Source organism: Shinella sp. HZN7 (genome assembly GCF_001652565.1).
Lineage (GTDB): Bacteria > Pseudomonadota > Alphaproteobacteria > Rhizobiales > Rhizobiaceae > Shinella > Shinella granuli.
The window spans coordinates 3,819,863-3,837,562 of the sequence record NZ_CP015736.1; the positions used below are offsets into that span (position 1 = coordinate 3,819,863).

Here is a 17,700-nt window from a genome sequence, read left to right on the forward strand (position 1 = left end):
GCACCCGGCGCGTGACAGGTCGCACGATATTTGCGCGCAAAGCCTTGAGACGCCCGGAAACTGTTCTGGACGCGGGATTGCGTGACAGATAAGAGGGGGGTCGAATGATGTCAACGGCTCAGGCGGTTGCACAACTGCCACATTCTGGTGGTGTTGAGCCGTCTGGCACCGGATATCGGCCCGATTCCGGCGAGGATGTGAAAGGTCTCTTCGATATGTTCAAGTACAGCAAGCTCGCAGCAGTCGCCCTCATCGCGATTGCCGCCGCAAGCACCAGCGTCCGCGCTGAGGATGCGGCGGCCGATCCCGTCATCGCCAAGGTCGGCGCGCTGGAAATCCGCGAATCGGAGCTGAAGCTCGCCATCACCGGCCTCGATCCGCAGCTCGCCAACCTGCCGGACGAGCAGAAGCGCGTCGCCGCCCTTTCCTCGATCATCGACGTGAAGCTGCTCGCCGCCGATGCCGGCAAGGAAGGCCTGCAGGATACGCCCGACTTCAAGCAGCGCCTCGCCTTCCTCACCGATCGTGAGCTGCACAATGCCTATTTCAAGAAGCACGTCGTCGACGCCGTGACCCCGGAAGAGGTGAAGGCGCGCTACGACAAGGAAGTCGCCGCCATCGAGCCGGAAGACGAGATTCGCGCCCGCCACATCCTCGTCAAGACCGAGGAAGAGGCCAAGGCCATCATCAAGGACCTCGACGCCGGCAAGGACTTCGTCGAGATCGCCAAGGAAAAGTCGACCGACCCGAACAAGTCCGAAGGCGGCGACCTCGGCTATTTCGGCAAGGGCCGCATGGTTCCGGAATTCGAGACTGCCGCCTTCGCGCTGGAGAAGGGCGCCTATTCCAAGGAGCCGGTGAAGAGCCAGTTCGGCTTCCACGTCATCAAGATCGAGGACAAGCGCAAGCAGCAGCCCCCGGCGCTCGACCAGGTCGAAAGCCAGGTTCGTCAGCTCGTCATGCGCGACAAGTATCTGGAGCTCCTGGAAAAGGCCAAGGCCGCAGCCCCCGTCGACATCCAGGACGCCGCGCTGAAGACCGCCTATGACGCGGTCAACAAGCCGGAAGCCGCGGGTGAAGGCGAAGCCGCGCCGGAAACCGAAGGCCAGCAGTAATCGACAACGGCCCGGCAGCAGCCGGGCCTTTCTTGACAGGAAAGCACGATGTCCGGTTCCCTCTCTCCGCTCGCTCCCAAAACCTATGCCGAGATGCCGCCGGTGCGCGGCGTGCGCATGGCGACCGCCGCCGCCGGGATCAAGTACAAGGGCCGGACGGACGTGCTGATGATGGTGTTCGACCGCCCTGCAACCGTCGCCGGGGTCTTCACCCGCTCCAAGTGCCCCTCGGCGCCGGTCGATTTCTGCCGCGCCAACCTGCCCGGCGGGATCGCCCGCGCCGTGGTGGTCAATTCCGGCAATGCGAACGCCTTCACCGGCCGCAAGGGCCGCGAATCGACGAAGATGACTGCGGAAGCCGCCGCAAGGGCCGTCGGCTGCAGCGAAGGCGAGGTCTTCCTCGCCTCGACCGGCGTCATCGGCGAGCCGCTCGACGCGACGAAATTCTCCGGCGTGCTCGACAGCCTCGCCGCCTCCGGCACGGAGGACTTCTGGTTCGAGGCCGCCAAGGCCATCATGACGACGGACACCTATCCGAAGGTCGCCACGCGCACGGCCGAGCTCGGCGGCGTCACCGTGCGCATCAACGGCATCGCCAAGGGCGCCGGCATGATCGCGCCCGACATGGCGACCATGCTTTCCTTCGTCGTGACGGATGCGGATATCCCGGCACCGGTGCTGCAATCGCTGCTGTCGGCCGGCGTCGGCCCGACCTTCAATTCCGTCACCGTCGACAGCGACACCTCGACCTCCGACACGCTGATGCTTTTTGCGACCGGCGCAGCCGAAGGCCAAGCGCCCGTCACCGCGGACGATGCCGCGCTCGATGATTTCCGCGCGGCGCTGAACGACCTCTTGCGCGACCTCGCGCTCCAGGTCGTGCGCGACGGCGAGGGCGCGCGCAAGATGGTGGAAATCACCGTCGAGGGCGCCGAAAACGACGCGGCGGCCAAGCGCATCGCGCTCTCCATCGCCAATTCGCCGCTGGTCAAGACCGCGGTTGCCGGCGAGGACGCCAATTGGGGCCGCATCGTCATGGCCGTCGGCAAATCCGGCGAGATGGCCGACCGCGACCGCCTCGCCATCTGGTTCGGCGACGTGCGCGTCGCCGTCGACGGCGAGCGCGACCCCGCCTATTCCGAAGAGGCGGCCACCGCCGTCATGAAGCGCCAGGACATCCCTGTCCGCGTCGAGATCGGCCTCGGCACCGGCAAGGCGACCGTCTGGACCTGCGACCTCACCAAGGAATATGTCGAGATCAACGGCGACTATCGCAGCTAAAGCGGTTCCAGCGGAAGTGTGCAGCGATTTTGCGCCCGGTACCGCGCATAAATAGAGGCCTGGCAGCGTGACGCCATCAGAAGAAAACATCAGCGATCTGCCGAAAGTCCGCCGGCTCGAGGCCGTCGGCTTCCGCGCCTGGCCGGCCGCGTCCGTGCATTATGACGGAAGCTGGCTCTTCCGCCTGACCGCCGGCCACCCCTCGCGCCGGCTGAATTCGGTGAACCCGCTCGACCCGTCCGACACCCGCGACCTCGACATCCGCCTCCAGAAGGCGGCAAAGAAGTTTTCCGACTACGGCCGCCCGCTCCTGGTGCGCCAGACGCCGCTGACGCCGCCGAAGCTTGTCGCCCATATGGATGCGGCCGGCTGGGCGGAGGCGGGCCGCACCATCGTCATGATGGCGGACCTAGCGACGCTGCCGCGCGACGAAGGCCTCGACCATCTGCCGAGCCGCGACGTCGGCCGCTTCGTCGACGCCCGCATCCGCGTTGCCGGCGACGACCCGGCGCTGAAGCCCGGCCTCACCGAGATCATCAACGCCATCAAGCCGGAAACCGGCCTCTTCATCTTCGAGGAGCCCGATTTCGGCCCGACGGCCGTGGCGATCGCCGTGCATGACAACGACCTCGTCGGCATCCTCCAGCTCGGCGTCGCAAAAGAGCGGCGCGGCAGCGGCCTCGGCACCGCGGTCCTCCACGCCGCCCTGCGCTGGGCGAAGCTGAAGGGCGCCCGCCAGGCCTGGGTGCAGGTCGAGGCCGACAACGCCGCCGCCATCGCGCTCTATCGCCGTGCCGGCTTCAAGGACGTCTACCAGTACAGCTACCGGGGGCCTGCCGCGGCATGAGCGAGATCGAAACGAAACCCCGCCGCATCCTGCTCGTCGCCGCCTGCGCGCTCGTCGATGCCGATGGCCGCATCCTCCTGGCGCAGCGTCCGGAAGGAAAGGCGCTCGCCGGTCTCTGGGAGTTTCCCGGCGGCAAGGTGGAGCCCGGCGAAACGCCGGAGGAGACGCTGATCCGCGAGCTGGACGAGGAGCTCGGCATCCGCACGAAGGTCGCCTGCCTCGCCCCGCTGACCTTCGCCAGCCACACCTATGACGACTTCCACCTCCTGATGCCGCTCTATATCTGCCGCCGCTTCGAGGGCACCGCGCATGGCCGCGAGGGACAGGCGATCAAGTGGGTGCGCCCGAAGGCGTTGCGCGACTACCCGATGCCCCCGGCCGACGAGCCGCTCATTCCCTTCCTGATGGACCTTCTCTGAACGGAACGGCAGGGATTTACCCCGTCTTTTTCAGTCTCCGTTAAGCAATCGTTTAGCACCATGGTTCAAAGATTGGGTCTAACGTTGCAATGAATGCCTACGAGACCCTCAGATGCGTGACGAAGACTTCTGGAAAACCGTTCAGGAGAAGGATTTCACGCCGGCCGGCGACAGCCGGACGGGCGCGCTCAACCTTGCCCTGCTCTTCGGCACCGCCGTCATCGCGCTTGCTCTGGTTCTGACCCCGGTCCTCTCCGCAAAGACCGACAAGCGCATGATGGCGAATGTGCCCGATGAATTCGACATGATCTCGACGGGCTCGATCCCGTCGGAAGGCGGAAAACGCTATACGGTGCGCCGCAGCGTCCTGCAGGAAATGCCCGGTGCCGTATGCATCGTCAACGGCAACGGTATCAGCAACGGCTGCTGAAGAGACATGGACATGCGCAACGGGCGCGGGAGAGTGGAATGGTGCCGAAATTGCTGAAATCATTCTGCTCCGACCGCGCCGGCGGCACGGCCATCGAATACGGGCTCCTGCTGGCGCTCATCTCGATCGGCCTGCTGGCCGGCCTCGAAGCCTTCAGCAACGGCCTCTCCGATACCCTCACCACGATCTCGAACAGCATGGACTCCGCCGGCAAGAAATAGCCGGTCAGCCGCGGCCGCCCTGCTTCAGCGCATCGGCAAGGCGCATCCTCGCCGAGCCGGGCTTCAGCGGCTTCTGCTGGCTTTCGTGCGGCGCCCAGCCCGATACATAGATGACCGAAAAGCTCGCGCGGATGCGTCCGTCCGGATCGGAGAAGCGCTCCGCATAAAGCTCCGCCGCGCGCAGGAGGACGCCGCGCGTGAGCGGCCGGCGGCTGCGGCCGGCGAGCGGATTGGCCATGCCCATGGCGCGCAGGTCCTTCATCAGCGGAAAGATCGAATCGTAGCGCACCGTATAGGTCTCCCGGTCCGTCACCGGCAGGGCGAAGCCGCCGCGCTGGAGAAGCGCGCCGACATCGCGCACATCCGGGAAGGGGATGACCCGCGGGCTCGCCCCGCCCGTCATCTCGCTTTCCGCCGCAAGCAGCACCTCGCGCAGTTCCTGCAGGGTGCCGCTGCCGGGGATGGCCGCAAGGAACAGCCCGTCCGGCTTCAGCGCACGGCGGATCTGCACGAAGACACCCGGCGTGTCGTTGGTGAGGTGCAGCGCCAGCGGCGAGACGACGAGGTTGGCCGACTGCGGCTCCAGCGGCACCGTTTCGAGCGGCGACACCGTCAGCGCCTCGCCCGGCGCGGCGAACCGCGCGTCGCTTTCCACCCGCTCCATCCCGTCCACCTTGCCTGTCGCGACGATCGCCCGCGCGGCGGCACCGGTGTGGCCGTGCAGCTCGACGGCCCGCTCGAAGCGGCGCTCGATGACGCTGAGGCGCTCGGCAAGCTCGCGCGCCACCACGTCGAGCAGGAAATCCGCCGGCTGGCCGGCAAGCGCGCGCCGCCGGTTCGTGTCGATCAGGGATTGGTCGAAGAGCGTTTCCATGGGAGAGGTCCGGTTCGCAATTCCATTCGCTTTGGCCGCTTGGACCGACTATTGTCAACCGCATGGGCGAAATCGAGGCCGAGGCAGCGCCGGCAGTCCCGCTCCGGCAGGCCCTTGCCCGCCGGCTGCGCGGCCTTGCGGGCAGCGCCCTCGACCTCGTCTATCCGCCGGCCTGCGCGGGCTGCGGCGTGCTGCTCGGCAGCCGTGCAGGCCTCTGCCCGCGGTGCTGGTCGAAGCTCGCCCTGATCGAGCGCCCCTATTGCGAGGTGCTCGGCACCCCCTTCTCGCACGATCTCGGCCCGGGCATCCTCAGCGCCGACGCCATCGCCAACCCGCCGCCTTTCGACCGGCTGCGCTCCGTCGCACTCTACGACGACTTTGCCCGCGTGCTCGTCCATTCGCTGAAATACCGCGACCGCACCGATCTCGCGCCGATGATGGCCGGGTGGATGCTGCGGGCCGGCGACGGTACCGTGGAGGCCGCGGACGCCATCGTCCCCGTTCCCCTGCATCGCTTCCGCCTCCTCTGGCGCAAGTTCAACCAGTCGTCGGAACTTGCCCGCGCGCTCGGCGGGCTTTCCGGCCGGCCCGTTCTCGTCGATGCCGTGCGCCGCACGAAACGCACCCGCCGCCAGATCGGCCTCGGGCCCCGCGCCCGCGAGGAGAACGTGCGCGGCGCCTTCACCGTCACGCCGGAGGGCCGCGAGGCGCTGTTCGGCCGCCGCGTGGTGCTCGTCGACGACGTCTATACGACCGGGGCCACCGTTTCGGCCGTCACGCGCGCGCTGAAACGGGCGGGCGCCGCCGACATCACCGTTTTGACCTTTGCAAGGGCGCTTCCCGGACCTATATGAAAGACAAGGTTTTCCAAGCTTTGGAGCAGGAGAATATGGCTTCGGTCGTCATCTATACGCGTCAGTTCTGCGGCTATTGCAGCGCCGCCAAGAAACTTCTCGAAACCAAGGGTGTGGCCTACCAGGAGCATGACGCGACCTATGCGCCGGAGATCCGCCAGGAGATGATCAAGCGCGCCAACGGCCGCAGCACCTTCCCGCAGATCTTCATCGACGAACGCCATGTCGGCGGCTGCGACGACCTGCATGCGCTGGAGCGCGCCGGCGAGCTCGACGCCCTGCTCGCCGCCTGAGGACCTTTTCATGACCGCAACGATCGCCGCCCTCCAGATGTGCTCCGGGACCGATCCCGTCCGCAATGTCGAGACGATGCGGCGCCTCGTGCGCGAGGCGGCCGCCAAGGGCGCCGTCTATGTCCAGACGCCGGAAATGACCGGCGCGCTCCAGCGCGACCGCGCGGGGCTGCGCGCCATCCTGCGCACGGAGGCCGACGATCTCGTGGTCGCCGCCGCGGCCGAACTTGCCGCCGAGCTCGGCATCCACGTGCATGTCGGCTCCACCGCCATCGCGCTTGCAGACGGCAAGGTCGCCAATCGCGGTTTCCTGTTCGGCCCCGATGGCGGACAGGTCTGCACCTACGACAAGATCCACATGTTCGACGTCGATCTCGACAATGGCGAGAGCTGGCGCGAAAGCGCGGTCTATTCGCCGGGCGTCGTCGCGCGCATGGCGGACCTTCCCTTCGCACGGCTCGGCTTTGCCATCTGCTACGACGTGCGCTTCCCCGAGCTCTTCAAGATACAGGCCCAGGCCGGCGCCGAGATCATCTCCGTTCCCGCCGCCTTCACGCGGCAGACCGGCGAAGCCCATTGGGAAACGCTGCTGCGCGCCCGCGCCATCGAGAACGGCGTCTACATCATCGCCGCTGCGCAGGCCGGCGTGCACGAGGACGGCCGCGAGACCTTCGGCCATTCCATGATCATCGACCCCTGGGGCCGCGTCCTGGCCAGCGCCGGCGGCACGGGCGAAGCCGTCGTGCTCGCCGAGGTCGACAGCGCCGCCGTCAAGGCCGCGCATGACAAGATCCCCAACCTGCGCAACGGGCGCACCTTCACGCTGGAAACGGCGAAGGCGCCTGCGAAGGGAGGCGTTGCCGCTTGATCCGCTACGAGCTTTCCTGTGACAACGGGCACGCCTTCGAAGGGTGGTTCGGCTCGGCGGACGATTTCGACCGCCAGCAGAAGCGGGCGCTCGTCTCCTGTCCCACCTGCGGCTCCACCCATGTCGCCAAGCGCCTGATGGCGCCCTCCGTCTCGACCGCCCGCAAGAAGGAGCGCCGCCAGGAGCTCGTGGTGCAGGCCGGCCAGAAGGAGATGATGAACAAGCTTCGGGAGATCGTCTCGACCATCCGTGCCAATTCGGAGGATGTCGGCGAGCGCTTTCCGGAAGAAGCACGCAAGATCCATTACGGCGAGGCCGAGCAGCGCGGCCTGATCGGCCGGGCCTCGGCGGACGAGGTGCGCGAGCTACTGGAGGAGGGCGTCGAAGTCGCGCCGCTTCCCGTCCTGCCCGACGAAACCAACTGATGCGCGGGCATCATCTCGCGATCTACAATTTCGGCCTGCATGTCGACGACTACGAAAGCCCGCGCGTCGAAGGCTTCCGCCTGCGCGAACCGCTGAATTTCGAGGCGGCGAATCGGGCGGAGGGGTTCGTCGGCCGTTCCGGCTATGAGGGCGAGCCGGGGCCGGAAAGCTGGGGCGAGAAGGTCTATCCCCGCTTCATCGCCGACAGCGGCTTTGCCGATGCCCCCTCCTCGCTCTCGCTGTGGAGCGGGCTCGAGGCGCTGATGGCCTTCACCTACAATGGCGTGCACGCCGACGCCCTGAAACACGCCCGCAACTGGAACCAGCGGCAGGCCTGGCCTGCCCTCGTGCTCTGGTGGGTGGCGGACGGCGCCCGGCCTCTCTGGGCTGATGGCGCCGAGCGGCTGGAGCATCTTGCCGATCACGGCCCGACGCCGCGCGCCTTCACCTTCAAGACGGCCTTTTGCCCCGACGGCAACACCGTCGACATCGACCGCGAAAGCGTGAAGACGATAGCCGCGCGCAATGCGACCGGGCAACAGGACCTGCTGGCCGTCGTGAAGACGTTGAAGGCGTGACCGGAGCTTCCGTGCGGACCGGCTTCAGGCGGAGGCGCGGCGCGCCACCATCATGTAGTTCACGTCCATGTCCTTCGACAGGTTCCACTGGTTGGACAGCGGGTTGAAGAACACGCCGGTGCGATCGGTCACCGTCAGCCACGAGGCCATCAGCGGCTTTTCGATCTCCTCCGGGCGCACCAGCTTTTCATATTGATGGGTGCCGCGCGGCAGCCAGCGCAGCACGTTTTCCGCCGCAAAGATCGCCAGCGCCGCCGCCTTCAGCGTGCGGTTGATCGTGGCGACGAACATCATGCCGCCCGGACGCACCATGGAGGCGCAGGTGGTGAGGAAGAAATCGACGTCGGAGACGTGCTCGACCACTTCCATGTTGAGCACGACGTCGAAGGTCTCGCCGGCTTCCGCCAGCGCCTCGGCGGTCACGGCCCGGTAGTCGACCGGAACGCCGCTGCCCGCCGCATGGGCCTTGGCGATGCCGATGTTCTTTTCCGAGGCATCCGCACCGAGCACATCCGCCCCCATGCGCGCCATCGGCTCGGAGAGCAGGCCACCGCCGCAGCCGATATCGAGGATGCGCAGGCCCTCCAGTGGGCGATGCGCCGCGGGGTCGCGGCCGAACTGGGCGGATACGAGATCGCGGATATAGGTGAGGCGGACCGGATTGAACTTGTGCAAGGGCCGGAACTTTCCGGCCGGATCCCACCACTCGGCCGCCATCGCCGAAAAGCGGTCGACTTCCGCTTGGTCGATCGTCGTGCGGGCTGCCTCGCTCATGGCTCGTCTCCTTCGCGTCCGTGTCCCCCGTGAAGTCGGCCTCCCGGCGGCGGATGTCAAGGGTCGAATGCGCAGGGAGACGAAGTGAAGCGGTTCAGCCGAGCCGCGTCGCCCGGAGCCGGTCCTCGTCGAGGACCACGCCGAGGCCGGGCGTTTCGCCCAGCACCAGCCAGCCGTCCTCGTGCCGTAGCGGCGCCTGCAGCGGATAATCGCGGCGCGCCTCGCTCCATTCCGGCCCGTCATAGGGATATTCGAGGAAGGGCGCATCACCCGCCCCCGCCGTCAGATGCGCATTGGCGAGCACGCCGATGCCGTTCGTCCAGGAATGCGGAGTGAAGGCGACGCCCGCCTCGCGCGCCTGGAAGGCGAGCCGCCGGCATCCCGTGATGCCGCCGACCAGCGCCACGTCCGGCTGGATCACGTCGAAGGCGCGCTCCTCGATGATGTCGCGGAACTCGTAAAGCTCGCGCGTCATCTCCCCGCCCGCGATGCGCACGCTCGTCGCCTCTTTCAACGCCTTCATGCCCTTGCGGTCGGAGCGGTGCAACGGCTCCTCCATCCAGTAGATGCCGAGCCGTTCCAGCTCGCGCGCGACGACGAGCGCATCCTTGAAGGTCCAGGAGAGCGTCGTGTCCCAGGGCATGCGCCAACCCTGGTTGCAGTCGACCATCAGCTCCAGCCGGTCGCCGACACGGGAGCGGATCGCCTCCAGCGCCTTCACGTCCTCGCGCCAGCCGTTGCGCCCGCCGGCGGAGGAAGAGAACCGCACCTTCATCGCCGGAAAGCCTTCCGCGATATAGCGCTCGGCCTGCTCAGCCATGGCGGCAGGTTCTCTCAGCACGCCGGAGGACGCATAGAGCCGCACCCGGTCGGCACGGCCGCCGAGCATGCGCCAGACCGGCTCGCCCGTCACCTTGCCCGCAAGGTCCCAGAGCGCCAGATCGAGCGGCCAGCAGCGGCCATAGTGGAAATTGATGTGCGAGAGCACTTCGTAATGCCGTTCGAGATGGCGCGGGTCCGCGCCGATGAACAGGTCCTCATGGCCCTCGAACCCCTTCATCAGGTCGCCGGAGCCGATGCCTTCGCGACCTTCCTCGTCGCGCACGCGCACGATCGTCGCGTCGAAATGTCGGCGCGGGCGCCCGTCCCAGCTCGCCTTGAACGGCGGATCGAGCGGCAGCCGGTGATGGCTGATACCGATGGAAACGATCCTGCTCATGCGCTCCTCCCCTGGACTTGAGCCTTCAACCGAACTGCTGCCAGATCGTCTTGTAGTCGCAATATTTGTCGATCGCATGCACCGAGCGGTCGCGGCCGAAACCCGATTGCTTGAAGCCGCCGAAGGGCGTCGCGAAATTCGACATGTCGTAGGTGTTGATCCAGACCGTGCCGGCATGGATGCCCTCGGAGAACCGGTGCGCCCGGTCCATGTCGCGGGTGAAGACGGCGCCGGCAAGCCCGTAGATGGTGTCGTTGGCGATGGCGAGCGCTTCCTCCTCCGTGTCGAAGGCGATGGCCGCAAGCACAGGGCCGAAGATCTCCTGCCGGGCGATGCGCATGTCGTTCGTCACATCCGTGATGACACCCGGCGAGACATAGCAGCCCCCCGTCTCGGACAGCACCCGCTCCGCGCCGAAGACGCGGCGCCCGCCGTCCGCCTCCCCCGCCGCGACGAGGCCGAGGACCTTGTCCATGTGCTCCGCCTCGATCAACGCGCCGATCTGCGCCGAAGGTTCGAAGGGATGCGCCAGCACGATCTCGCGCTTCACCACCGTCTCGATCTTCTCAATCAGAGCATCCTGCACCGGGCGCTGCACGAGAAGGCGGGTCGCGGCATGGCAGGTCTCGCCGGAATTGTAGAAGCAGCCCCAGGCGGCCGCGCTCGCCGCCGCGTCGAGATCGGCATCGGCAAAGACGACGAGCGGCGACTTGCCGCCGAGTTCCAGCGCCACGCGCTTGAGATTCGATTGCGCGGCATAGCCCATGATCAGCCTGCCCACCTCGGTCGAGCCGGTGAAGGCGACCATGTCGACATCCGCGTGGAGCGCCAGCGGCTTGCCGACCTCCTCGCCGAAGCCTGTGACGACGTTGAAGACGCCGGCGGGCAGGCCCGCCTCGACGGCAAGCTCGGCGAGCCGCAGCGCCGAGAGCGAGGACTGCTCGGCCGGCTTCAGCACCACGCAATTGCCGGCCGCGATCGCCGGCCCGAGCTTCCAGGCATCGATGATCATCGGATAGTTCCACGGCGTGATCGCCGCGACGACGCCGAGCGGCACCTTGCGGACGAGGGCGCGCGCCTTCGGCCCGGTCGGGGCGATCTCGTCATACATCTTGTCGATCATCTCGCCGTAATACTGGATGCCCTCGGCACAGAGGCGCACGTCGACGCCGAGCGAGGCCTGCACCGGCTTGCCGACATCGAGCGTTTCGAGAAGCGCCAGCTCTTCGCCATGGGCGCGGATCAATTCCGCCCAGCGCAGCATGATCCGCTTCTTCTCCAGCGGCTCCTTGCCACGCCACACACCACTGGCAAAGGCCTTGCAGGCGGAGGCCACGGCACGGTCGACATCGGCGGCGTCGCCGCGCGCCAGCACGGCGCCGGGCTGGCCGTCCATGGGCCGCGTTCGGGTAAAGGTCCGGCCGGAAACGGCGGGCTGTGCCCTGCCGTCGATGAAATGCCCGCGGGCAAGCGAGAGGCCGGCAAGGCGTTCTTCCCAATAGGCGCGGCTGTACTGTTCGGTCATGGTCGTCCTCAGAGCGTCCGGGGCAGGGCCATCATGCTGGCGGCGAAGGCATCGATATCGGCATCCGAAACCGCCCGGATCGTCGAGCGGCGCATCGGCTGGTTCTCCGGCGCGCGCATTTCACGGGCGAGGTCTTCGGCGGTGAAGGCGGCAAAGGCGGCCGGCAGGGCGCGGACGATGCCGCAACGGTCCATCAGGCCGGCGACGAAGCCGGGCAGCATCGCCGCATCCTGCAGGCCGCAGGCCCGCGCGGCCGCGGCAAGGTCGGCCGTGTCGGCCTCGACGAGCCAGCCGAGCGTCGCCTCGAAGCCGAGTGCCGTGGCGAGCCCGTGATGCACCGGCGCAAGGCCGGCGAGCGCATGGCTGATCGTATGGGCGATCGCCGTGCCGCAATTGTCGATCGCGATGCCGGCATAACAGGCGCCGAGCAGCACCTTGCCGCGCGCGCCCTTGTCCGCCGGGTTGTTGACCGCCGTTTCCAGCGCCTCCACGAGGAGGCCGAGGGCGGCATGGGCATAGAGCGCGGCGCCGGCATGGGCGTTGCGGTTGGTCGCCGCCTCGAAGGCATGCACGAAGGCGTCGAGGCCGCACCAGGCGGTAAGATTTGCCGGAAGCGTCACGGTCAGCGCCGGATCGAGCAGCACGAGGTCCGCCTTGGTCTCCGGCCCCCAGATCCACAGCTTCTTGCCTTCCGGCCCGGTGAAGATGGTCGTCGCCGACGTTTCCGAGCCGGTGCCCGCCGTCGTCGGCACCAGGATCTTGCGCAGCGGCCGGCCCGGCAAAGGGTGGGCGGCAAGCGCATAATGCATCGGGCCGTCCGCGCCCGCCGCCACGCAGGCCGCAATCTTGGCGATATCGAGCGCCGACCCGCCGCCGAGACCGACGACGAGGTCCTTGCCGCGGGCGGCAGCCGTGGCGGCCTCGACCGCGGCCAGCTTCGGCTCGCCGGCAAAACCGGAGAAGAACGCCACCGCCACGCCCTCGGTATCAAACTGGCCGGCCAGGCGCTCGCCGAGCCCGCCGGCCGCAAGGAAACCGTCGATGACGACGAGCACGGAGCGGGCACCGAGCGCACGGGCGGATGCGGCGATGGTCTCATGGACCCCTTCGCCGAAACGGATCTCGGGCACGAAAGACGTTGTGAACGGCACGGAACCTCCCGAACGGATTTGTCGAACCGTGCATCACAATTTCAGATTTTCAAATCCTTGGATTTTTCAGTCTTTTTGATAACTTCAGATCATGAAGGACGCCATGCTCGCCCATATCCCCCTCGAAGCCTTCCGTGTCTTCGACGCCGCCTGCCGGCACATGAACTTTTCGCGCGCCGGGCGGGAGCTGAACATCACCCAGGCGGCCGTCAGCCGGCGCATCAAGGGACTGGAGGATCATCTCGGCACGCAGCTCTTCGCCCGAAGCGGCAAGAACCTGGCCCTGACGCCCCGCGGCGAAAGGCTGTTCCAGCGCGTGCGCGCCTCGCTCGATTATCTGGAGGAAAGCCTGGAGCCGTTCCGCACCGGTGCGGGACAGAGCATCTCGCTCGCCGCAAGCGGATCGGTCTCCCATCTCTGGCTCGGCCCGCGCCTGCGCGATTTCTCCCGCGACAATCCCGACGTCGCGCTCCGCCTCGTCACGTCGGACAGCCCGGCCGACCTCGCCTCCGAAAACAACGACCTCGTCATCCTCTACAGCGCCGGCGAGCACCCCCGCTGGACGCTGACGCCGCTTCTCGCCGAAACGCTCGCCCCCGTGGCCTCGCCGGACTATATCGCCCGCAAGGGCCTTGATGCTGCTGCCATCGTCCCGGCCGATCTCATCGCCCTCGACCTCATCGACTACGAGCGCTTCAATGCCAACTGGATCTCCTTCCGCCCCTGGCTGGAGCGGGTCGCGCCACAGGCGCTGCGCAAGGCGCCGCCGCGACCGCACCTCACCTTCTCTACCTATGCGCTCGCCATCGACGCGGCCATCAGCGGCGATGGCGTGGCGCTCGGCAGCCTCGATCTGCTTGCCGCCGCGCTTGCCGAGGGCACCCTGGTGCAGCTCGGGGAGACGCGCCTCGTCACCGGCTACGGCTACCATCTCGGCCTGCCGAAATTCCGCACCTCGCCGCCCGAAGCGCTCCGGCTGCACGACAGCCTGCTCGCCAGCCGCGCCGGGCCGTAAGGCTCCCGCGCTTGCAGGCATCCGGGGAGTAGCCTATCAGGAGCGGGAGATCGATGGATCCGGCCCGGCATGGGTCCGGCACACCGCATCGACACGGGCAACGGCGCGGTTCGGCATGACGGAGCGGAAGCAAGGCAGATCCGGCTTGGTTGTCTTCGGGCTTTTGGCCATCGTGCTGCTCGGGGCCATCGGCGCGACCGTGCTCTTGGCCAACGACTACCGCAATCTCAACCGCTTGCTCGCCCGTTTCGGCTACGATCCCGTCGCCGTGACGCCGCAGACGCGCGCGCTGCGTCCCTATGAGATGAAGGGCAACCGCGTGCCACGCGCAAAGGGCCTCATTCCGGAACGGCTCCTGACGCCCGTCACGCCGATGCAGACCCGGTTCGTCCGCACCATCCGCAAGGCACCGGAAATGCTCTGCGAGGCGCTGCGCCGCAGCGGCTTCGAGACGGCCGGCTGGAAGGCCGGGCTGTTCGACCAGCAGAGCTGGGAATGCCAGTCCTACCGCGAATTCCCGGACGCGAACGACGGCACGAATCCGCCCTCCTCCGCCTTCCTGTCGATCAGGGGCAATGCGGAAACGCGCGTCTCCTCCTTCCGCATCAAGCTCAACATCGAGAACACGGCGACGCAGAACCGCGTGACGGATGCCGTCATCGCGGCGATCGAGGTCTTCCTCGACGAGGTGCGCTGGGAAGAGGCGCCCGACATCTTCACCGATATCCGCGCCCTCAAGGAATTCGACATCATCCGCTTCGGCAACCGCATCCAGCTCAAGAAGGAGTTCAGCGAGACGCCACGCTACAATTTCATCATCACGCCGGACCGCACGCGAAACCGCGGTTCCTACCTGCCGGATTATTTCGACCGCGGCCGCTGGCTGCCGCTGCCCGACAAGCTGTGACAGGTGGCAAGATGAAGCCTGCCATGAAAAGACCGGCAAAGCGCACAGGGTTGGCACAGGTGCTCGTCTTCCTCCTCTCGGCGGCCACCGCCCAGGCTGCCGGCCTCGAATCCGGCCCGGTTTCGGACGATCCGATCTGGACCGACAAGCCCGTGCGCATCGACCGGAAGGCGCAGGCCTATGAGCGGCTGGCCGTGGAGCCGATCGTGCTGCCGCTGCGTCTTCATCCGACCGCCCGCGTCACCGTCTTCGACAGCGCCTCCTTCGCCGACGGCGGCCGGCTCTATGTGCTGACGGACGCCGTGCCGGTCGATCCGAAGCGGTTCTGCCGCGATGCCGACGGCACGGTCGCCGTCTGCGGCCAGCAGGCGCGGATCGCCCTCAGGCGGCTGGTCGCCGGCAAGAGCCTGACCTGCGCGGAGGATATCCGGTTTTCCGGCGTGTCCTTCCTCACCTGCTCGGCCGGCGGCAGGGATCTTGCCGAAACGCTCGTCGCGACCGGCGCGGCCTCGGCCGCCACGCCGAGGCTTGCCGGCACGCAGGAGGACGCCATGCGGCGAAAGACCGGCATCTGGATCGACGCGGAATGCCGCGCGCTCGGGCGATGCCCGCCGGGGCGGCGGCGCTGAGGGCGATGGCGCCACTTTGCCGGTTCCCTCCCCGCTCCATCCCCGCTATGACAGGCCATGACCCTTCCTGCCCAACCCATCTTTCGTCAGCGTCTCACGCTTGCCGCCGACCGGCCGCTCATCTACGCCATCGGCGATGTGCATGGCTGTCTCGACGCCCTGCTGGCGCTGGAGGAGAGGATCCGCGCGGACGCCGCGCCCCGCATGGCCGAGCGGCCGCTCATCCTCTATCTCGGCGATTATGTCGACCGAGGCCCTGCCTCCCGGGCGGTCATCGAGCATCTGGCGAAGCCCGACCATGGCGACGGCATGGAGCGCATCGCGCTGTGCGGCAACCATGACGACACGTTCCTGAAATTCATCTTCAATCCGCACCAGCACCTGCGCTGGCTGGACTACGGCGGCGACGCGACGCTGCGCTCCTACGGGCTGGACCTTGCGGACTATACCGACCGAGACGAGGCGGTGCACGCGCTCGGCGCGGCCCTGCGCCGGGCGGTCCCGCAGCACCATATCGATTTCCTGCAGGCCATGCCGATCGCGCTGACGAGTGGCGACCGGCTCTTCGTCCATGCCGGCATCATGCCCGGCATTCCGCTCGCCCGGCAGGAAGACCAAGACCTGATCTGGATCCGCGAGCCCTTCCTCAGCGAAGGCCCCGGCCTGCCGCTGACGGTCATCCACGGCCATACAGCCGGGCGCGAGCCGGTCTTCGGCAAGGGCCGCATCTGCATCGACACGACCTGCTACGCCACCGGCCGCCTGACCGCCCTCAGGGTGACCCTTGCGGGCGCGGACTTGGTTTAGCCCCGCCCGAATTCGTCCTCGATCCGGATGATGTCATCCTCGCCGAGATAGGAGCCGGTCTGCACCTCGATCAGTTCGAGCAGGATTTTTCCCGGATTGGCGAGGCGATGCACCTCGCCCTGTGGAATGTAGACGGACTCGTTCTCGCGCAGCGGGATCGTCCTGTCGCCGATCGTCACCTCGGCCGTGCCCCGCACGACGATCCAGTGTTCCGAGCGATGATGGTGCTTTTGCAGCGACAGCCGCTTGCCCGGCGTCACGAACAGGCGCTTGACCTGGAAACGCTCGCCGTTCAGCACCGAGGTATAGCCGCCCCACGGCCGGTAGGAGGTCGGGTGTGTCTCGGTCAGCTTCGCCGTCTTCGGCAGGCTGGCGAGATGCTTCACCAGCTTGCCGACATTCTGGCTGTCCTCCATGCGGCCGACATAGACGGCGTCCTCGCTGGCGATGACGGCGACATTGTCGAGGCCCTGCACGGCGACGTGGATGTCCCGCGAGATGACCAGCGAGTTGCGCGTGTCGAGCACCGTCGTGCTGCCATCGGCGACATTGCCGGCCTCGTCCTGCCGGCCGGTCTTCCACACCGAATCCCAACTTCCGAGATCGGACCAGGTGATTGGCGAAGGCACGACGGCGGCGATCGGCGTCTTCTCGAAGATGGCATAGTCGACGGAGATATCGGGCGCGCGCGAAAAGGCCGCCTCGTCGAGCCGCTCGAAGTCGAGGTCGTGCTGGGCCTTGGCGACCGCTTCGCCGGCCGCCTCCAGCACGTCCGGCGCATATTGCCGCAGTTCGCGCAGGAAGAACCCGACCGGCAGCATGAACATGCCGGAATTCCACAGATAACCGCCGGCCGCCAGCATGGCCGTCGCCTTCTCGTGGTTGGGCTTCTCGACGAAGCGGCGCACCGCATTGGCGCCGTTGCCGAGGTCCTCGCCGATCTCGATATAGCCGTAGCCGGTCGCAGGCTCGCTCGGCGTGATGCCGAAGGTCACGAGGCGGCCGGCCCGTGCAGCCGCCGCCGCCTTGGCGATGCAGTCGAAATAGGTCGCGTTGGCATCAATCTCATGATCGGAGGCGAGCACCTGCATGATCGCGTCGTCGCCATGAAGGCCGGCGATGAAGGCCGCGGCGGCGGCGAGCGCCGGCGCCGTGTTGCGGGCAACGGGCTCCAGCAGGATCGAGGTCAGCGCGACGCCGGCCGCGCGGGCCTGCTCGGCGACGAGGAAGCGGAAGTCGCTGTTGGTGACGACGATCGGCGCCGCATAGACCCCCGCATCGGCGACGCGCGCCAGCGTCTTCTGGAAGAGCGTGGTTCCCCCGAGGAATTCGAGGAACTGCTTTGGCGCGGAGGCGCGCGACAGCGGCCAGAGACGGGTGCCCTTACCGCCGGCCATGATGACGGGTACGATCTTGCTGCTCATCCTGCTCGTCCTGATGCGTTGGTCCGCCCTCATGGCGCACGCCT

At 67.3% G+C, this 17,700-nt stretch carries 21 protein-coding genes; 15 read left to right on the plus strand and 6 right to left on the minus strand.

Going from position 1 to position 17,700, the window contains the following annotated elements:
• Positions 1-215: 215 nt before the first annotated feature.
• The 6 genes from shn_RS18435 (at position 216) to shn_RS18460 (ending at position 4,313) form a co-directional block, all read left to right on the plus strand.
• Positions 216-1,115, plus strand: coding sequence for a peptidylprolyl isomerase (locus shn_RS18435; RefSeq protein WP_064331707.1), 900 nt, complete (start codon positions 216-218; stop codon positions 1,113-1,115).
• A 48-nt stretch (positions 1,116-1,163) separates the two neighbouring features.
• Positions 1,164-2,396, plus strand: coding sequence for a bifunctional glutamate N-acetyltransferase/amino-acid acetyltransferase ArgJ (gene argJ / locus shn_RS18440; RefSeq protein WP_064331708.1), 1,233 nt, complete (start codon positions 1,164-1,166; stop codon positions 2,394-2,396).
• 67 nt (positions 2,397-2,463) lie between these two features.
• Positions 2,464-3,243 (plus strand): N-acetyltransferase, encoded by a 780-nt coding sequence (locus tag shn_RS18445; protein WP_064331709.1) that lies wholly within the window; start codon positions 2,464-2,466, stop codon positions 3,241-3,243.
• Positions 3,240-3,662 carry an 8-oxo-dGTP diphosphatase MutT gene (gene mutT, locus shn_RS18450; protein ID WP_064331710.1) on the plus strand — a complete coding sequence of 141 codons (423 nt, stop codon included), beginning with the start codon at positions 3,240-3,242 and terminating at the stop codon, positions 3,660-3,662. The genes shn_RS18445 and mutT overlap by 4 nt, the downstream gene beginning before the upstream one ends.
• A gap of 112 nt (positions 3,663-3,774) precedes the next feature.
• Positions 3,775-4,092 (plus strand): hypothetical protein, encoded by a 318-nt coding sequence (locus shn_RS18455; protein WP_064331711.1) that lies wholly within the window; start codon positions 3,775-3,777, stop codon positions 4,090-4,092.
• Positions 4,093-4,130: 38 nt separating this feature from the next.
• Positions 4,131-4,313 (plus strand): Flp family type IVb pilin, encoded by a 183-nt coding sequence (locus tag shn_RS18460; RefSeq protein ID WP_064331712.1) that lies wholly within the window; start codon positions 4,131-4,133, stop codon positions 4,311-4,313.
• A gap of 4 nt (positions 4,314-4,317) precedes the next feature.
• Here shn_RS18460 and shn_RS18465 read toward each other — a convergent pair whose 3' ends face one another.
• Complete coding sequence (locus shn_RS18465; protein ID WP_064331713.1) at positions 4,318-5,187, minus strand: methyltransferase domain-containing protein; 870 nt, start codon at positions 5,185-5,187, stop codon at positions 4,318-4,320.
• Between the two features lie 62 nt (positions 5,188-5,249).
• On the opposite strand from shn_RS18465, the gene shn_RS18470 reads away from it, so the two are divergent.
• Genes shn_RS18470 through shn_RS18490 form a run of 5 tightly spaced genes read left to right on the plus strand, consistent with a single transcriptional unit; the run spans position 5,250 to position 8,205 of the window.
• Positions 5,250-6,041 (plus strand): ComF family protein, encoded by a 792-nt coding sequence (locus tag shn_RS18470; RefSeq protein ID WP_064331714.1) that lies wholly within the window; start codon positions 5,250-5,252, stop codon positions 6,039-6,041.
• 35 nt (positions 6,042-6,076) lie between these two features.
• Complete coding sequence (gene grxC / locus shn_RS18475) at positions 6,077-6,334, plus strand: glutaredoxin 3 (protein ID WP_064331715.1); 258 nt, start codon at positions 6,077-6,079, stop codon at positions 6,332-6,334.
• A gap of 10 nt (positions 6,335-6,344) precedes the next feature.
• Positions 6,345-7,202 carry a carbon-nitrogen hydrolase family protein gene (locus shn_RS18480; RefSeq protein ID WP_064331716.1) on the plus strand — a complete coding sequence of 286 codons (858 nt, stop codon included), beginning with the start codon at positions 6,345-6,347 and terminating at the stop codon, positions 7,200-7,202.
• Entirely contained in the window at positions 7,199-7,627 is a 429-nt protein-coding gene (locus shn_RS18485; protein ID WP_064331717.1) for a DUF1178 family protein, read from the plus strand. Before shn_RS18480 ends, shn_RS18485 begins: the two co-directional genes overlap by 4 nt.
• Entirely contained in the window at positions 7,627-8,205 is a 579-nt protein-coding gene (locus shn_RS18490) for a DUF3291 domain-containing protein (protein ID WP_064331718.1), read from the plus strand. Before shn_RS18485 ends, shn_RS18490 begins: the two co-directional genes overlap by 1 nt.
• Before the next feature lie 24 nt (positions 8,206-8,229).
• On the opposite strand, the gene ubiG is transcribed toward shn_RS18490, so the two are convergent.
• From ubiG to shn_RS18510, 4 genes are all read right to left on the minus strand, one after another.
• On the minus strand, positions 8,230-8,979 hold the full coding sequence (ubiG, locus tag shn_RS18495; protein WP_064331719.1) for a bifunctional 2-polyprenyl-6-hydroxyphenol methylase/3-demethylubiquinol 3-O-methyltransferase UbiG: 750 nt from the start codon (positions 8,977-8,979) through the stop codon (positions 8,230-8,232).
• A gap of 94 nt (positions 8,980-9,073) precedes the next feature.
• Complete coding sequence (locus shn_RS18500; RefSeq protein WP_064331720.1) at positions 9,074-10,198, minus strand: mandelate racemase/muconate lactonizing enzyme family protein; 1,125 nt, start codon at positions 10,196-10,198, stop codon at positions 9,074-9,076.
• Between the two features lie 25 nt (positions 10,199-10,223).
• A complete protein-coding gene (locus shn_RS18505; protein ID WP_064331721.1) occupies positions 10,224-11,723 on the minus strand; it encodes an aldehyde dehydrogenase in 1,500 nt (499 codons plus the stop codon).
• A gap of 8 nt (positions 11,724-11,731) precedes the next feature.
• On the minus strand, positions 11,732-12,874 hold the full coding sequence (locus tag shn_RS18510) for an iron-containing alcohol dehydrogenase (protein WP_064331722.1): 1,143 nt from the start codon (positions 12,872-12,874) through the stop codon (positions 11,732-11,734).
• Positions 12,875-12,965: 91 nt separating this feature from the next.
• Here shn_RS18510 and shn_RS18515 point away from each other — a divergent pair, with 91 nt between their 5' ends.
• The 4 genes from shn_RS18515 to shn_RS18530 all read left to right on the plus strand — a co-directional run bounded on the left by shn_RS18515 (position 12,966) and on the right by shn_RS18530 (position 16,232).
• Positions 12,966-13,889: a LysR substrate-binding domain-containing protein gene (locus shn_RS18515; protein ID WP_245337325.1), complete on the plus strand. Its 924-nt coding sequence runs from the start codon at positions 12,966-12,968 to the stop codon at positions 13,887-13,889.
• Between the two features lie 145 nt (positions 13,890-14,034).
• On the plus strand, positions 14,035-14,796 hold the full coding sequence (locus shn_RS18520; protein ID WP_064331723.1) for a DUF6030 family protein: 762 nt from the start codon (positions 14,035-14,037) through the stop codon (positions 14,794-14,796).
• Between the two features lie 23 nt (positions 14,797-14,819).
• Positions 14,820-15,425 carry a thermonuclease family protein gene (locus shn_RS18525; RefSeq protein ID WP_145925963.1) on the plus strand — a complete coding sequence of 202 codons (606 nt, stop codon included), beginning with the start codon at positions 14,820-14,822 and terminating at the stop codon, positions 15,423-15,425.
• A gap of 57 nt (positions 15,426-15,482) precedes the next feature.
• Positions 15,483-16,232: a metallophosphoesterase family protein gene (locus shn_RS18530; RefSeq protein WP_064331725.1), complete on the plus strand. Its 750-nt coding sequence runs from the start codon at positions 15,483-15,485 to the stop codon at positions 16,230-16,232.
• Here the strand turns inward: shn_RS18530 and shn_RS18535 are convergent.
• Complete coding sequence (locus shn_RS18535; protein ID WP_064331726.1) at positions 16,229-17,656, minus strand: mannose-1-phosphate guanylyltransferase/mannose-6-phosphate isomerase; 1,428 nt, start codon at positions 17,654-17,656, stop codon at positions 16,229-16,231. The genes shn_RS18530 and shn_RS18535 overlap by 4 nt on opposite strands.
• Positions 17,657-17,700: the final 44 nt, after the last annotated feature.

Excerpts from the sequence above, each read along its gene's own strand:
- grxC (WP_064331715.1), top strand. The coding sequence starts at position 6,077 with ATGGCTTCGGTCGTCATCTATACGCGTCAGTTCTGCGGCTATTGCAGC.
- mutT (WP_064331710.1), top strand. The coding sequence starts at position 3,240 with ATGAGCGAGATCGAAACGAAACCCCGCCGCATCCTGCTCGTCGCCGCC.
- shn_RS18535 (WP_064331726.1), bottom strand. The coding sequence starts at position 17,656 with ATGAGCAGCAAGATCGTACCCGTCATCATGGCCGGCGGTAAGGGCACC.
- ubiG (WP_064331719.1), bottom strand. The coding sequence starts at position 8,979 with ATGAGCGAGGCAGCCCGCACGACGATCGACCAAGCGGAAGTCGACCGC.
- shn_RS18480 (WP_064331716.1), top strand. The coding sequence starts at position 6,345 with ATGACCGCAACGATCGCCGCCCTCCAGATGTGCTCCGGGACCGATCCC.
- shn_RS18530 (WP_064331725.1), top strand. The coding sequence starts at position 15,483 with ATGACCCTTCCTGCCCAACCCATCTTTCGTCAGCGTCTCACGCTTGCC.
- shn_RS18490 (WP_064331718.1), top strand. The coding sequence starts at position 7,627 with ATGCGCGGGCATCATCTCGCGATCTACAATTTCGGCCTGCATGTCGAC.
- shn_RS18435 (WP_064331707.1), top strand. The coding sequence starts at position 216 with ATGTTCAAGTACAGCAAGCTCGCAGCAGTCGCCCTCATCGCGATTGCC.
- argJ (WP_064331708.1), top strand. The coding sequence starts at position 1,164 with ATGTCCGGTTCCCTCTCTCCGCTCGCTCCCAAAACCTATGCCGAGATG.
- shn_RS18460 (WP_064331712.1), top strand. The coding sequence starts at position 4,131 with ATGGTGCCGAAATTGCTGAAATCATTCTGCTCCGACCGCGCCGGCGGC.
- shn_RS18455 (WP_064331711.1), top strand. The coding sequence starts at position 3,775 with ATGCGTGACGAAGACTTCTGGAAAACCGTTCAGGAGAAGGATTTCACG.
- shn_RS18525 (WP_145925963.1), top strand. The coding sequence starts at position 14,820 with ATGAAAAGACCGGCAAAGCGCACAGGGTTGGCACAGGTGCTCGTCTTC.
- shn_RS18465 (WP_064331713.1), bottom strand. The coding sequence starts at position 5,187 with ATGGAAACGCTCTTCGACCAATCCCTGATCGACACGAACCGGCGGCGC.
- shn_RS18515 (WP_245337325.1), top strand. The coding sequence starts at position 12,966 with ATGAAGGACGCCATGCTCGCCCATATCCCCCTCGAAGCCTTCCGTGTC.
- shn_RS18505 (WP_064331721.1), bottom strand. The coding sequence starts at position 11,723 with ATGACCGAACAGTACAGCCGCGCCTATTGGGAAGAACGCCTTGCCGGC.
- shn_RS18470 (WP_064331714.1), top strand. The coding sequence starts at position 5,250 with ATGGGCGAAATCGAGGCCGAGGCAGCGCCGGCAGTCCCGCTCCGGCAG.
- shn_RS18500 (WP_064331720.1), bottom strand. The coding sequence starts at position 10,198 with ATGAGCAGGATCGTTTCCATCGGTATCAGCCATCACCGGCTGCCGCTC.